The sequence below is a fragment of the Enterobacter sp. IF2SW-B1 genome, assembly GCF_001743375.1.
Classification (GTDB): Bacteria; Pseudomonadota; Gammaproteobacteria; order Enterobacterales; family Enterobacteriaceae; genus Enterobacter; species Enterobacter bugandensis.
Genome location: NZ_MJAA01000348.1, coordinates 1 through 372 on the forward strand (window position 1 = coordinate 1; position 372 = coordinate 372).

Genomic DNA, 372 nt, shown 5'->3' on the forward strand with positions numbered 1-372 from the left:
ATATGAATGTCCGCTCTGTGCCAAAAGCAGACGTTGAAAACATTGTAGAATCGAATATTGCTATAAAAGCTAGAAGAATTAATAAGCCGCCAGCAGCCGGCTTATGTGTAGAAAGGTAGATTCAGCTGTATTCAACGATATTAACCCCTTCATCAGCAGTTGGTTCTGAGAAATAATGCGTTATGATTTCAAATTGTTGATCTGAGGTCGAAAATTCATGTTGTCCTTCTGCATTACGCCCGCGTAAGCGGGATTTACATACGTCATCAGAAACTTTCAGATAGTGCAGCTGATTACTGGCACCTGACTCCATAATAATGCTCATCATCCATTCACGATTTGTTTGTGTGTTTGCCGGAAAATCAAGAACTA

At 40.1% G+C, this 372-nt stretch carries 1 protein-coding gene; it reads right to left on the reverse strand.

Annotated elements, in window-relative coordinates:
• Positions 1 to 121: 121 nt before the first annotated feature.
• Positions 122 to 372 (reverse strand): AAA family ATPase (locus A6013_RS24630; RefSeq protein ID WP_139128324.1); only part of this gene is annotated, 251 nt, incomplete at its 5' end.